Genomic DNA, 16,084 nt, shown 5'->3' on the forward strand with positions numbered 1-16,084 from the left:
TAACAAAAAACAATGAAAAAAGAATAAAAAATCATATACAAAAAAATACAACAATAAAAAAAATACTTCACATAACAATAAATATACACCATTTAAATAAATCATTTATATAACATTAACATATAATCAAATATGGGGAAAAATAAAACATTCACCCTAAAATTAAAAACAAAAGGAGATATAGCCTAAAATGTCAAGCAGAAGCGAAGTATATGATTTCATGGAAGAAGCAGGAATGCTATTTTTTGCAACAGTAAAAGATAACAAACCAAAACTAAGACCAATAGGATTTAGAATGATGGAAGATGAACAAATATATTTTGTAACAGGAAACAAAAAAGACTTCTACAATCAAATGGTAAAAAACAGCAACATAGAAGTAGTAGGACAATCAGGAGGAAAATTCCTAAGATACTATGGACATGTAGCATTTGATGAAGATGAAGATAAAACATTAATTAAAAAAGCATTCGAAAAAATGCCAATGCTTGAAAAAATGCTACAAGGAAAAACAGGACAACCACAAGTATTTCATATAACCAAGGCAACAGCAGAAATAAGAACACATACAGGAATAGTAAAATCATACAACTTCCTAGACTAAAAGTATGTAGAAAAAAAAGTTACCCACATATTTTAGTTAAAAAAAAAGAGATAAAAAAAACTCAAATAAATTCAAAAAAATCCCTAATTAATATATAATATTATCCCAAAAAAAGAGAGTATAATAATAATTTTTATACTTTAAATTTTTTTACTTTTTTTATATACCCCCCAAAAAAAGGGGGATTATAGTCCACCTAATTCTTTTTTAAAATAAAAAAAAAAATAAAGTTACACAACTATTATTTTTGAGTAATACTTCCCATCAGGAGACATCCTTTTATTTACCAGTATTATTAGCATCAGATGTTATTACATTATTATATTTTACCTGTTTTTCACACAAAAATTGGCACTTGTTATTTTCAATGTTTCCTTTCACTTAATTTCCCCCACACCCTCCAATTAACATTAGATAAATAATATATTTTAGGATGTTACATTTTAGTTTTTATTTTTTTAGTTTATGAGGAGGAAAGCTTATTAGAGGTTTTTGATATTGTTTTTTCTACTAATACTTCTTTTTTTTACTACTAGTTTTTTGTTATTATTTCAACCATATCATATACATCATTTGATATAAAATTTATAGAATAATTAAGAAAAAAAAAGAATTAGTTTTCAAAGAAAAATATTATATGAAAAATTAATAGTATATTAGATAAATCTTCCATAGAAAAAAAGGGTTTGCAGGTGGTGAGGTGTGAGAATAATTCAATTTATTTTAGATTCTCATCATTTTTTTTAGAAAAAACATTTTTTTATTGATTTTAGTATATATAAAAAAAGAAGAATATTATTTTATCTGAAATTTCCTTTCTATGTTAATCTTCTCTTTTTATATTCCTATCATTTTTTTTTGTATTCATTCAAATTAAATCTAACATGTTATAGTCTTATTTTGATGCTTGAAGTGCTTCATAACATCTTTGACATAAGATCCTTGGTAGTGTTACATCTAATTTTTCTGCTGGGAATGGATATCCTCCGCTCCACATTTCAATTTCTTCATGTACAAGGTGTTCTTCACATAAGCCCATACCACATACTATACATATTGCTACTGCTTCTGTGTCTTTCCCCATACTTTTACATACATAACATTTCATAATTTATGCCTCCAGTTGTTTGTATGTATTTAATAGTATTTAATAGTTTTAGATATTTAATAGTAATATAATTAAAAAATAACATAAAAAATAAGAAAAAAGTGGGGTTTATTTTGAAAAAAGATAAAAAACTGTTTAATATTTTATTTTAAATGAGAAAAATCTATTAATTTTAGGATTTTTTTCCTAAAAAATTTAATATAAAAAAAGAAAATTTTATAATATTTTTTTTTTATTCTCTACTATTTTTTACAGCAAGTTTAATATCTTCTACTTTTACAGTTTTACGTCCAGCATGTTTTGCAAATGGTACTGCTTTTTTACCTACATCTTCACCTATTTCTTCAAGTACTCGTGCAAGTTCTAATTTAGCACCTTCACTTACTCTTGTTGCTCCGGCATTTTTTAGTAATTTTCCCATTGTTGCTTTTGGTAATTCAGTCATAATTTTTTCACCTTTTTTTATTGAAATTTTTAAAATTTCCTTATTCATCTTTATTTTTTTAAATTAAATTATTTAATAGTTTTTAAAATAAAAAAGCTATGAATTATCAAATAGAAATTAATATAAATGATTCTACATTTTTTAATTGGTGATTAAAGTATTATTTAAATTATTTGTGTTTAAATGAAAATATTTTTTTATAAACAATTAAAATTAGCAATATTTAATTATAAATTATTAAAAATTAAAATATAATTAAATAAGACTTTAATTCGTATATAATCGAATTAAATTCTATTTTGATAAAATACCCTAATATTAAAATATATATTCACATCCTCATATATAAAATATTATATAAAATTTTTTTTATCTAAAAAAATAAGTAACTACTACAAAAAATACAATAAAACAATTTCTAGAAAATTGAAATTAAAATAAATAGGGTTTAGATTATGAAAAGAAAAGTTTCATATTTTCTATTACTTATGATCATACTACTATTAATTCCTATAACAACAGCATCAAATAATGATAATGTTAAAATAGATGAAAAAAGTAGTACATCCTTATAATGGAAATATAGATGATAATCATAAAAGTAGTATAACAGGTGAAGATGATCAACTAAGTGATGTAATCCCACAATATAAAGATATAAATTCAGATATAAAAGATGACTTTAAAAATATAAAAACAATCAATGAACTAGAAGATGATAGTAATTCATATTTTGATCCATCAGATGAAGAACTTAAAAAAGCACCAATAGTACATGTTGTTCAAGATGGAGTCTATGAATTTGAATCATTTAAAAGAGAACCATTCAAAAAAGCAACAATTGTAGGACAAGGTCCTGATAAAACAACAATAACAGTATCAAATACAATAGAAATAAAAGAAAATAAAGGTCTTAGCTTTGTAAATGTTACAGTAATAGGATCAAAAGATGATCTTATTAAAAATCATGGAAATTTCTCACTAATAAACTGTGTTGTTGAAAACATAACAGCACAAGACAATACATATGGATACATAGAAAACTATGGAAATGTAACAATAAATAATACAATAATGCAAAACATATCCTTCTATAGCAATGCAATAATAAATGATAAATCAACAAAACATACAAATAAAATTTCAATAAACAATTCAACATTCATAAATAACCATGTACGAGACCATGCAGGACTTTTCAGAATAAGAAATTCTAACTTTACAATGGAAAACTCATTAATAATGAATCATGAAAATCTAACAAGATTCAAAGAACTAATAGATCTAAACAATACACAAAATGCAACAATAAGAAATACACAATTTATATCAAATAAAATAACAACATCACTACTATATGTTGAAAATACAACACTAACTGTTGATAATGTAACATTTATAAACAATAAAGTAAAACAGTTCTCATCATGTATCTGTGCAATAGATTCAAATATATATATATATTAACAATTCAGTATTTGAAAATAACACATCAATTGATGATATTGGTGGTGCAATAACAGCACATAACTCAAATTTATATATAAACAATACAAACTTCACAGGAAATAGTGCAAAAGATGGAGGATCAATTGTATCATTTAATGGAACAGCCCAATACTATGATATGATAGAAGTTCCAAAAGAAGTAATAATTGAAAATTCAAACTTCATAAATAACACGGCAAGAAATTATGGTGGAGCAATATATAATGAATATACAAAACTTAAAATAAACAATACAAACTTCAAAGAAAATAAAGCCCAAAACATAACAACACTATATGCATATAATGCAAATATAACACAACAAAACACAAAATACACAAAAAACACAGCACTCATTGCATGTGACATATACATGCCATTTTCAACAATAAATGAAACAAACATAACATATACAAATAACAATTCAGTTATAAAAAGATACATAGTAAAAAGAAGCAGTGATGAAAACAACTATGACACATCATATCAAATACCACCAATAATACCATCACATTATAACTCAGCAGACTATGGATATGTAACACCATCAAAAGATCAAATAGAAAGTGGAAACTGCTGGGCATTTGCATCACTATCAACACTAGAGACATGCTACATAAAAGCTACAGGTAAAACAATAGACTTATCTGTAAATAACATGAAAAATCTAATGACACTATATTCAAAAAATGGGTGGAACAAACTACCAAATACTGGTGCATTTGATGACATGCAAATATCATACCTAATAAACTGGCTAGGACCAGTACTAGATGATGATAAATACAACACAGACAATCACATATCATCAGAACTAGAAAATGTAATACAAGTAAATTACATCTATGGAGTACCAATACGTTCAGGACCACTAGATAATGAACAGCTAAAAAAAGCAGTGATGCGATATGGAGCTGTATATACAACAGTATATGTATCAGATCGTAATCATAACATCTACAGAAATGACACATCATCAATAAACCATGCAGTGTCAATAATAGGATGGGATGACAACTACAGTCGTGAAAACTTCAAAAATAAACCAGCAGGTGATGGAGCATTCATAGTAAAAAATAGTTGGGGAATATCAAAAACAACATCTGAATACTACTATGTATCATACTATGATACAACAATACTTACAGGTATAGATAACATGATAGAATGTGGAGGAATAACCTTCAAATTTGACAATGAAAAATATGACAAACAATACCACTATGACTATTCAGGAATATCAGACTGGTATATACCAGTTGATAACATTGCAACCTATTCAAATGAATATGAAATAGAAGAAAATGAAATAATAAAAGCATTTGGAACATATGTATTTGATATAACAGCAAATGTAAATTATACAGCAAAAATATACCTAAATAACAAACTTCAATCAATAAAAATTGGAAGCTTTGATCAAAACTATGTATACCAGAAAATAAATATAAATCCTGTAAATGCAAAAGCAGGAGATATGGTACGTGTTGAATTAACAGTACAATCAGATAAAACCACAGGAATTCCAGTTGAAAGTGCATACTATTCAAGATTTGTGCCAAATAATCTTTCAAAAATAAATAATAAATCATATCCTGACACAATAGCAGTACTTAAAATATATTCACAAAAAGCAACAACACAGATAAACATAGAAGAATACACAGAAACACAGATAACAGTAAATGTGATAAATCCAGACTATGAACCAGTAGATGAAGGAGAAATACAGATAAAATATGAAGATGAAATACTTGATGAAATAGCTGTAAATTCAACATCAACAATAATAGATACAACAGTATATGACAAACCTTCAATAACAATAAATTATAACTATGCACAAAGCAATTACATTGCAGATAAAACAGTAGAACTTGAATATACACCAAAAACTACAAAACTAACAACTGATGAAATAGAAGATGCAAAAGTTAACAAAACAATACAAATAACAGGAACACTAACAGATGAAAACAATACAATAGTTGCAAATAAAAAAATAATACTAATCATAGATGATAACATAACAACAACAAAAACAGATAAAAATGGTAGATATACATTTAACTACACAGCAAAATCAATGGGAAAATATGAAGGTAGTATATACTTCCTTGGTGATGCAGAATATGAAAAATCAAATACAACAATAAAATTCATGACACAAAAACTAGATGTACATATTATACTTAAAAAAATATATGCAACAGTAGGAGAAAACATCACATTTAGTGCCCAAGTTATTGATGAAAATGGAAACTATGTAAATGGTGGAAATATGGTCTTTAAATTAAATGGAATAACACTAAAAGATGATGACTCCTTTAATCAAAGTCGCAGTCCAATGAAATTTAATGTTGAAGGATGTGAAATATCAAAAACAATAGTTGCAACAATATATATACGTGATGCAAAAAACTTAACAGCATCATATAGTGGAAGTAGTATCTATAATGGATGTACATCAGATGTATCAGTTGTAGATATTGCAAAACGTTATGCAAATATTACAGCAACAACAGATGTTGAAAATATAAATCAGGGACAGACAATAAAAATAACAGCAAATATATGGGACACAACAAAAAATTCAAATAATTCACTTGTTGATGTAAATGGATATATAATAATAAAAGTTGATGGAATTACACTAAAAGATAAAAATGGAAATCAGCTGAAAGTCAAAGTTGAAAATGGAAAAGCAGAGTACCTATATAATATTGGTAATATGAAATCAACAAGTAATGGTAAAGTGATACAGCATGAAATTGTTGTAATATTTACAAACAACAACTACTATCCAACAGCAAGAGATACAACATACTTCACAGTAAATAAAACACCAGTTGAAATTGATGAAGTAGATGCAACAGTAAATACAACAAACAATGAATTAACACTAAAAGCAATAATTAGAGATTCAACATTTCCTGATGACATCATACTTGTTAAAGAATCAATTAGTCATATAATAAAAATTGACGGCAAAACACTTAAAGATATAGAAGATCAGACAATTAAATTTGAAGCAACAGATGGAATAATTGATGTTAATGTAGCAGTACCAGAGCAGAACAACTACAATAATATAACAATTATACTTCAAGATTCACCATACTATCAGTCAGATAGAATAACAGAAGAAATAAAAACTGTAAATTAGTAGTAGTAGTGAAAAACCCTGTTTATAATTCCCCCCCCCAATTTTTACTTTTTTTTTAAAATTAATATTTTATGTTACTTTAATTATTTGAAAACTATTTATATTATTTATTTTAGATATTAATACAACAAATAGGGAGGATAAAAACCTTTCTCCTAAAATTTTATATAATATAATATGGGAATCAAGATTATTATGAAGAAAATATTAATTTTCCTATCTCTTATTATTATAATAGTTGGACTTTCAACAACAACAGCAGCAACAGATGAGATAAACACAACAACAACATCATCTATAATATCACATAATACAACAACACAAGATGTATGTGATAATGCTGTTAATGAAATAAAACTTAAAGATAATAATAGTAATAAAATAAATGCACATACAAATGTAGAGATAAAAACACAAAAATCCGGCATACAACAGGTAAAACAAGCAAAATATACAACAGATACAGAAGTTAATACTAATGAAAGCTATGATGATATAATCTATCTTGAAGATGGAATACACTACTATGACTTTCTTAATATTACAAGAAATACCCATATAATAGGACAATCACAAAACAATACAATAATAGTAAATAAAAATACACACAAAAATGCAATGATACAAAATAATGCAAATCTTAAAATTACCAATCTAACAATAACAAATTCACAATACCTTACAATACGAAACTATGGAAACTTAACACTAGATGGAGTGATACTTACAAATTCAACAGGAGAATATATATCAGATGGATTTATTAAAAACTATGCAAATATAACAATAAACAATTCATACATTACAAATATATTCTATCATGAATCATCAATAATAAATGATGTATCACAAACACCAGATAACTACATTAAAATAATAAATTCAAACATTAAAAACAATACAGCAATGTATAATGCAGCATTATTTAGAATAGAAAAAAGTCATTTTATTATGACTAATACAACAGTTGAAAATCATATAAGTAATATAACACCAAATCTCATAATATTTAAAGATACAAACGATGTAACTATTGAAAATTCAACATTTAAGATGAACAGTATTTTAAAATCAATTATAAATACTCAAAAAGCAACACTGAACATTATAAATACAAAATTTGAAAATAACAAGGCAAATAATTCTGCTGTATGTATCACATCTGATATGTCAAATATTATAATAGATGGATGTGAATTTATAAATAACACATCAGTAAATGATGCAGCAGGTGTAATATTATCATATAATAGTAACTTATCTGTAAATAATTCAAAATTTATACAAAATAGTGCAAAAGATGGTGGTGTTATTGTTGCAGTTAATGGATCAGCAGATGATGATTTTAATATAATAAAAGAACCATCAAAAATAACAATATATAACTCAGATTTTATGGAAAATACTGCAAAATATATGGGTGGTGTATTATATATTGAATATGCAGATTTAATAGTTAACAATACAAGCTTTAGAAAAAACTGTGCACTTAATGGTGCTGTAATATATACAGATCATAGTAGGGTAATATTAAATAATACAAATCTTACACAAAATAATGCATATAATATATCAACAGCATACTTTTATAACTCAAATATAACACAAAATAATTGTAACTATGATGAAAATACTGCATTATATGCAACAGATATGTATATGCCATATAATATTGAATTTAAAGACAACAACAATACATATACAAGTAGTAATTCTAAAGTATTTGATTTAATAATTAAAAAAAGCTGGGATAATCACATATACAATGAAAATATAACAATACCAGAAACACTACCTCAATATTATAACCTTGCAGATTATGGATATATAACACAAATAAAAAACCAGGTAAGTAGTGGTAACTGCTGGGCATTTGCTGCAATTGCAACAGTTGAATCATGTCTAATAAAATCAACAGGTCAGGTATATGACTTATCTGAAAATAATATGAAAAATATAATGGCACTATATTCAAAAAATGGTTGGATAAAACAGACAAATGATGGTGGATTTGATGATATGCTACTAGGCTATCTACTAAACTGGATAGGACCAGTACTAGAAGTTGATGATCAATACAATCCATATGGCTATATATCATCTGAAATATCAAATATAATACAACTATCAAATGTATATGGAATACCAACACGAAAAAATGCAACAGACAACACACAAATAAAACAGGCAATAATGAAGTATGGTGCTGTATATTCACCAATATATACATCATATTCATATAATGGATGTAACCTGTTTTATAATCAGACAACAAATATTAACCATGCAATTACAATAATAGGATGGGATGATAACTACAGCCGCTACAACTTCAGAAATACCCCGGCAGGAGATGGAGCATTTATTATCAAAAATAGTTGGGGTGAAAATGCAGGAGATCATGGATACTTCTATGTATCATACTATGACACAACAATACTAAGCAGTATTGATGATATGACAGGCTGTGGAGGATTCACATTCACATTTGACAACATGAAATTTGACAAACAATACCACTATGACTACTCAGGATACAATACATGGTTTTGTGAGAACACCAATACAATCACATACTCAAATGAATATAAAACAGTTGAAAATGAACAAATAAGTGCATTTGGAACATACATCTATGATATAACATCAAATGTAAATTATACAGCAAAAATCTATGTAAATAACAAACTAAGATATACACAAAGTGGATGTTTTATGAAAAACTACATCTATGAAAGAGTAGATTTGAAAAAACCTGTATATACAAAAGCAGGAGATGTGGTATGTATTGAATTAACAGTTAAATCTGATAAAATTGCAGCCGTACCAATAGAAGTTGATACATACTCACGCTTCATTAAAAACAGCAACTCAAAGATAAATAATGAATCATATACTGATGCTGTAGTATCACTAAAATTATATTCAAAAAAGACACAAACACACATACAAACAGAAAAAACAGACCATAACACATATACCATAACAGTATATAGCCCAGATTATGATATACTAGATAATGGAACAATAACCATAAAATACAACGAAGAAATACTTGATATAATAGATGTTATAGAAGAACATACAACACTAGACACATCAAAATATATGACACCTGAAATAATACTAGAATATAACAATGGTATCTATAATACAACATCAACAATAGAACTTACAGATAAAAGACAAACACAAATTACAATAAATACAATTGAATCAGTAAAATACAATACAACCATTAATATAAATGGAAAACTACTCGATACTACAAATGGCAATAGTATGGGAAACTATAACTTAAATATAAAAGTTAATAATAAAACATATACAACAACAACAGACAATAATGGATACTACAACTTTAAATATAAAACAACAACCATAGGCTTAAATAACATAACAGTAACATACAATGGTAATGAAGTATATGAACAATCAACTAACATGACATCCTTTATAACACAGAAGCTTGATGTAAAAATTATTCTAACAAAGATTAACTCAACTGTAGGTGAGGATATAATACTTAATGCAACATTTATTGATGAATATGGCAACTACATAAATGGTGGAAATATGGTCTTTAAGATCAATGGAATAACACTAAAAAGTGATGATTCATTTAACAAAACAGCACCTGTTATGAAATTTAATGTAAATAATGGTAGTGTATGTAAAGTAATTGTTGCAACCATATATATTCGTGATGCAAAAAATCTAACAGCCACATATAGTGGAAGTAGCATCTATAATGGATGTACATCAAATGTATCAGTTGTAGATATTGCAAAACGATATGCAAATGTATCCATAAATGTTAATACAAAAATACTCAACCAGGGAGATAAACTTGAAATTACAGCTTCAATTAATGATATTACACCTAAATCTGATCGTAGCCTTATAGATGAGGGTGGATATATCATGATAAAAGTTGATGGATGTACACTAAAAGATAAAAATGGAAATCAGCTGAAAATTAAAGTTGAAAACAATAAAGCCCAATACATATATGAACTGCCATATCCAATGAAAGCAAAAACAACAGATGGTAAAAATATAGATCATGAAGTCATTGTGATATATACAAACAATAACTACTATCCAACAGCACGAAGTAATATGACATTCAATGTTAATTTAGCACCTACAAGTATTATAAATACAAATGCGGTGGTAAATAAGACATCACACACATTATCATTAAATGCAACAATATATGATACATATAATTGCAAGACAATATCTGGTGGTGTTGAATATATTCTTAAAATTAATGATAAAACACTGAAAGATCCAAAAGACAATAATACCATGATATTTAAAGCAAAAAATGGAATTATCAATATAAGTAATTTAATAATACCAAAATCAAATAATTATAATAATATTACAATCATTCTTAAAGATTCACAGTATTATCAAACAACACGAAATACACAGGCAATTAAAACAATAATATAGACTAAATAATTTAAAAATACACAATTAACCCCCTTTTTCTTTTTTAATTTATTTTTTAAGATTTTTTAAACTAATTTTTAGTTAGTTTTTACTAAAACCTTTAATATATGGAAAAACAAAAGAATATAGTATATAACTATAAGTATTATTTTTATAATTTTTTATAGGAAATTATGGGAGGAGGTAGTATAATATTTTAAATAAGAAAATATCAATTTTTCTTACAATGACAACAATTCTACTATTAACAATGACAGCAACTACAGCAGCACAAGACAATATTACAGATAATACTGTTAATCCAGAACTAGAAAAACAATATACAACAACATCCCAAATTAATGAATATGAAAATAGTAGAAACAATAGTGATAATAAAATAATAAAAAAAGAACAAACTAGACGTGAAATATCATTAATTCTACCTGAAGGTAGAAAAGCATATTAAACAAACAAAACATACGTCAAGATACAATAATGCATGGAAAAGACAGAAACAAAACAATAATCTATGCAGATAACACAAATGATAGTTCAATACTATTTGATATTGGACGAGATAAAAAACTTACACTGACAAATCTAACACTACAAGGACAACAAGGAATTCTAATACGAAACTATGGAACAGTAATACTAGAAAATGTAACAGTACGAAATTCAAGAGCAAACATAATTGAAAACTATGGAAATATCACAATACGAAACTCAAACTTCACATCAATTTCATCACAACATATTATAACTGATAAATCATCAGCTACAGGAAAAAACATAGAAATCATAAATACAGAATTTAACAACTGTAATGTTGATAAAAACACAGTATTTCTAGATATTAAAAAATCAGATCTAAAAGTTGAGAATGTATCATTTAAAAACATAGATAACATAAAAAACATAATAACACTACGAAATACATCAAATGTATTACTTGATGGAGTATATATGCTTAAAAATACACCAAGTGAGGTGCAATTGTATCATATTATTCAAACTTCACAATTAGAAATTCAGTATTTGAAGAAAACAAGGCAGTAAATTCAACAATTATACTACATAATGGATCAAACCTAAATATAGATACTACACGCTTCATTAAAAACAAACAAGCATTAATGCTTAATAAATCAGTAGCATATATAAACAATAGTCAATTTATATCAAACTTCATAAAAAGTGAAGGTGGAGCAATAGCATCAATAAATTCAAATTTAACAGTTAACAATTCAAACTTCACAAACAACACTGCAGAATATGGTGGAGCAATAGTAATTGTAAATGGAACAAGCCAAGAAGCAGTAAGTTCATATGTAAATATTATTGAATGTCCATCTGAAACATACATCTATAATACAAACTTTAATGGCAATATTGCAACAAAAGCTGGTGGATGTATATATGATGAATATTCAAATATTGTAGTTGACAATTCAAATTTCACAAACAACACTGCAGAAGATACATCAGCAATCTATACAGATAAAGTAAAATTCACACTTAACAATACAAACTTCATAAAAAATATTGCAAATATAACAGTATATGCATATGAAACAGATATTATACAACAAAATACAAACTACATACAAGATGTTGCAGAAAAAGTAGTTGACATGTACATACCATATAATGTTGGATTTATTGATGAAAACAACACATATTCACGTGATAATTCAATAATTAAAACATTTATCATAAAAACTAATGATATTGATACAAACAACTACACCTATAATATGACAATAGCTGATGTACTACCAAGCTATTATAATCTTAATGATGATGGATATATAACACCAACAAAAGATCAGCTAGATGGTGGAAACTGTTGGGCATTTTCAACATTATCAGCACTAGAGTCAAACATACTTAAAGCTACAGGAAAAACATACGACCTATCTGAAAACAACCTTAAAAACCTAATGGCACTATATTCAAAATATGGAGCAAATAGTGTACAAAACATGGGTGGATTTGGATTAACAATGGGTGTTGGATATATCATTAACTGGCTAGGACCAGTACTAGAAGATGATGATGTATATGATCCACATGATATTATTTCATCAGAACTTAAAAATATAATGAAAGTATCAAATATATACAAACTACCACAACGTATGAATGCAACAGACAATAATGCAATAAAACAGGCAATACTAAAATATGGAGCATTAGGATGTTCAATAATGGTTGATGATTCACAACTAGGACATAACTTCTATGTAAATAATACAACAAATATTAACCACTTAGTTATGATTGTTGGATGGGATGACAATTATAGTCGTTATAACTTTAAAAATACACCAGCAGGTGATGGAGCATTTATTATTAAAAATAGTTGGGGAGATAAGGGTGATAATGAATTCTACTATATATCATACTATGACACCTCAATAAATTGTAAATCTATAAGTCAGATAAATACATCAGAAATATGGACATTTATTCTTGATAATAATAACTTTGATAAACAATACTTCTATGATATAAGTGGTTGTAACTTCTATTCATTTAATAGTAAAAATATCACCTATTCAAATGAATATGAAATACAACAAAATGAACAAATACAGGCATTTGGAACATACATCTATAATCCTACAGTAAAGACCAACTACACAGCTCAAATCTATGTAAATGGAAAACTTAAAACTACACAAAAGGGAGTATTTAGTAAAAACTACTACTACCAGACTATAAAACTCGCAAATCCAGTAGATGTAAAAGCAGGAGATGTGGCAACTATAAGACTAACACTAAAAAGTAATGAAATTGTAGGAGTACCTGTTTCAATTGCAAACAATCAACATATAATATCAACAAACAATTCAAAAATAGAAGATGAAATCTGTGAAGGCTATGTAGTTTCACTAAAACTATACACAAACACCAAAAAGACAGATATGCAAGTAAAAACAACAGGAGATCATGAAGTTACAATTAAAATAACAGACAAAGACTTCAAAACATTAAACAATGGAAAAATAACACTAAAATATAACAATAAAACACTTGACGTGGTAGATGTAAAATCTGATGAAACAAAGATAAACCTATCAGAATATGATACACCTAAAATAACATTCTACTACACAGGTTATGGTGATGATAGCACAAATTACACAATAAACATGAATATCTTCAAAGATACAACAAAAATAACACTAAACATAACAGATACAAAGATAAACCAGACAATCGCAATACGAGGAAAACTAGTTAACTCAGAAAATCAGGCAATAAAAAATGCAAACATCACAATACAAATAGATAACAAGATATACACAACAACTACTGATAAAAATGGACAATACTCACTTAACTACACCTCACCTAAGGCAGGACTTAGAAATGTATATGTAACATTTGCCGGTGATGAAAACTATCAGAAATCAGATATAAAATCATCATTTAAAGTAAATAAACTCAACATAAACTTTGAAATACAGGAAATTAAAGGAGTAATAGGTGATACTATTACAATAAAAGCCATACTTCGTGATGAAAATGGAAACACATTCACTGGTGGAAATGTAGTATTTAAATTTAATAATGTAACACTAAAAGAGGATGGAACATTTAGTCGTGATGTAAGTCCACTTAAAGTATCAGTAGAAAATGGAATTGTAACAATAACACTTCCTGCAACAAAAGAGATGCGTGATGCAAAAAATCTTACAATAGTCTATAGTGGATCAAGTTACTATAATAATGCAACATCACAGCCAATATGTGTAGAAATTGCAAAAAGATGTGCAGACATACACATGAACATAATACAAAATACTACAAAAAATATGACACAAGCTATAATAACAGCAACAATAAATGAAACAACAAAAAAATCAGAAAATACCATGATAAATAATGATGACTATGTAATAATTAAAGTTAATGGATGTACAATCAAAGATAAAACAGGAAAACCAGAAAAAATCAAAGTCGAAAACAACAAGATACAATATGTATATAAAATACCTGCAAATACTAAAAATACACAATACAAATTTGATGTAATATACAGTAGTCCATACTACTATCCAAATTGTCGTGATAGTGAAATTATCACAATTAAAAACTAGATCTTTAAAAGAGGAGTTTTAGATTAAAGAGAGAATCTACATCTCCTCTTAATTACTTTTTTTTATAATACACATTTCTTATTTTTTTCATGTGCATAGCTGTATGCTATTGCATTTTTTGAAACTTTTTGAAGTAGTGCTATTAGTTCTGATTTTTCATCAAAGTCTGCACATACTTTATCTTCCCATGTTTTTGAAAGTTCACTAATTTCATTTAGTACTTCATTTCCTTTATCTGTAAATGTAAGTTCATATGGTAGATCATCTACATCCATCTTTATTGTTATTAATCCCTTATTTTCTAGTTTTTTATACCTGTTAAGGTAGATTTTCTTATGCATTTCATATTTTTTACATATTCCATCTTCATCTTGCATCATTTTTGCATATTTTGCAACTCTTGCCTTTTTGTGGTGTGGCTTGTTGTGTTTTTTTATGTCAGCTATTAGTGTTAATTCACGACTGTGAAGATGTATTGATAAGTTTGATTTTATAAAGCTTTCCTTGGATTTTGCAAGAAGATCTATTAGTTCTCCCATATTTTCATTGTTTTCTATTACCTGGTTATGTTTATGTGCCATAATATTTTTCTCTCCTAGTTATTATTTTCATTACCATTTTTTAATTTTTTTTTCTATGAAATTTTATTAGTAATTAATATTATATGGACTAGTTAAATATTTAAAAATTTAGTAATTTATAGTAGAAAAATTAGTTA

10 protein-coding genes are annotated in these 16,084 nt (G+C 26.5%); 7 read left to right on the top strand and 3 right to left on the bottom strand.

All coding sequences use genetic code 11. The annotated features are described in order from the left end of the window. Nucleotides 1-190: 190 nt before the first annotated feature. On the top strand, nt 191-604 hold the full coding sequence (locus tag MRZ80_RS03045; RefSeq protein ID WP_292536064.1) for a pyridoxamine 5'-phosphate oxidase family protein: 414 nt from the start codon (nt 191-193) through the stop codon (nt 602-604). 895 nt (nt 605-1,499) lie between these two features. Here MRZ80_RS03045 and MRZ80_RS03050 read toward each other — a convergent pair. Then, complete coding sequence (locus tag MRZ80_RS03050) at nt 1,500-1,712, bottom strand: DUF2180 family protein (RefSeq protein ID WP_292536066.1); 213 nt, start codon at nt 1,710-1,712, stop codon at nt 1,500-1,502. A 232-nt stretch (nt 1,713-1,944) separates the two neighbouring features. Next, nucleotides 1,945-2,157: a histone family protein gene (locus MRZ80_RS03055; RefSeq protein WP_292536068.1), complete on the bottom strand. Its 213-nt coding sequence runs from the start codon at nt 2,155-2,157 to the stop codon at nt 1,945-1,947. A gap of 549 nt (nt 2,158-2,706) precedes the next feature. Here MRZ80_RS03055 and MRZ80_RS03060 point away from each other — a divergent pair. The 6 genes from MRZ80_RS03060 to MRZ80_RS03085 all read left to right on the top strand — a co-directional run bounded on the left by MRZ80_RS03060 (nt 2,707) and on the right by MRZ80_RS03085 (nt 15,366). After that, nucleotides 2,707-3,624, top strand: a complete 918-nt coding sequence (locus MRZ80_RS03060) for a hypothetical protein (protein ID WP_292536070.1) — start codon at nt 2,707-2,709, stop codon at nt 3,622-3,624. 160 nt (nt 3,625-3,784) lie between these two features. Beyond that, the gene (locus MRZ80_RS03065) at nt 3,785-6,811 is read left to right on the top strand and encodes a C1 family peptidase (protein ID WP_292536071.1); all 3,027 of its coding nucleotides are present in this window, start codon (nt 3,785-3,787) and stop codon (nt 6,809-6,811) included. A gap of 195 nt (nt 6,812-7,006) precedes the next feature. Continuing rightward, a complete protein-coding gene (locus MRZ80_RS03070) occupies nt 7,007-11,275 on the top strand; it encodes a C1 family peptidase (protein WP_292536072.1) in 4,269 nt (1,422 codons plus the stop codon). Between the two features lie 226 nt (nt 11,276-11,501). Further along, the gene (locus tag MRZ80_RS03075; RefSeq protein ID WP_292536074.1) at nt 11,502-11,723 is read left to right on the top strand and encodes a hypothetical protein; all 222 of its coding nucleotides are present in this window, start codon (nt 11,502-11,504) and stop codon (nt 11,721-11,723) included. A 29-nt stretch (nt 11,724-11,752) separates the two neighbouring features. Further along, on the top strand, nt 11,753-12,316 hold the full coding sequence (locus MRZ80_RS03080; protein WP_292536075.1) for a hypothetical protein: 564 nt from the start codon (nt 11,753-11,755) through the stop codon (nt 12,314-12,316). Between the two features lie 77 nt (nt 12,317-12,393). Then, nucleotides 12,394-15,366, top strand: a complete 2,973-nt coding sequence (locus MRZ80_RS03085) for a C1 family peptidase (protein WP_292536076.1) — start codon at nt 12,394-12,396, stop codon at nt 15,364-15,366. A 62-nt stretch (nt 15,367-15,428) separates the two neighbouring features. On the opposite strand, the gene MRZ80_RS03090 is transcribed toward MRZ80_RS03085, so the two are convergent. Next, entirely contained in the window at nt 15,429-15,947 is a 519-nt protein-coding gene (locus MRZ80_RS03090; protein ID WP_292536078.1) for a hypothetical protein, read from the bottom strand. Nucleotides 15,948-16,084 lie beyond the last annotated feature (137 nt).

It is taken from the genome of Methanosphaera sp. (genome assembly GCF_022768985.1).
Taxonomy (GTDB): Archaea; Methanobacteriota; Methanobacteria; order Methanobacteriales; family Methanobacteriaceae; genus Methanosphaera.

What these genes read in the sequence shown, in the direction of transcription:
- MRZ80_RS03090 (WP_292536078.1), bottom strand. Translation starts at nt 15,947, where the DNA reads ATGGCACATAAACATAACCAGGTAATAGAAAACAATGAAAATATGGGA.
- MRZ80_RS03075 (WP_292536074.1), top strand. Translation starts at nt 11,502, where the DNA reads ATGACAACAATTCTACTATTAACAATGACAGCAACTACAGCAGCACAA.
- MRZ80_RS03080 (WP_292536075.1), top strand. Translation starts at nt 11,753, where the DNA reads ATGCATGGAAAAGACAGAAACAAAACAATAATCTATGCAGATAACACA.
- MRZ80_RS03045 (WP_292536064.1), top strand. Translation starts at nt 191, where the DNA reads ATGTCAAGCAGAAGCGAAGTATATGATTTCATGGAAGAAGCAGGAATG.
- MRZ80_RS03060 (WP_292536070.1), top strand. Translation starts at nt 2,707, where the DNA reads ATGAAAAAAGTAGTACATCCTTATAATGGAAATATAGATGATAATCAT.
- MRZ80_RS03055 (WP_292536068.1), bottom strand. Translation starts at nt 2,157, where the DNA reads ATGACTGAATTACCAAAAGCAACAATGGGAAAATTACTAAAAAATGCC.
- MRZ80_RS03070 (WP_292536072.1), top strand. Translation starts at nt 7,007, where the DNA reads ATGAAGAAAATATTAATTTTCCTATCTCTTATTATTATAATAGTTGGA.
- MRZ80_RS03050 (WP_292536066.1), bottom strand. Translation starts at nt 1,712, where the DNA reads ATGAAATGTTATGTATGTAAAAGTATGGGGAAAGACACAGAAGCAGTA.
- MRZ80_RS03065 (WP_292536071.1), top strand. Translation starts at nt 3,785, where the DNA reads ATGATAGAAGTTCCAAAAGAAGTAATAATTGAAAATTCAAACTTCATA.
- MRZ80_RS03085 (WP_292536076.1), top strand. Translation starts at nt 12,394, where the DNA reads ATGCTTAATAAATCAGTAGCATATATAAACAATAGTCAATTTATATCA.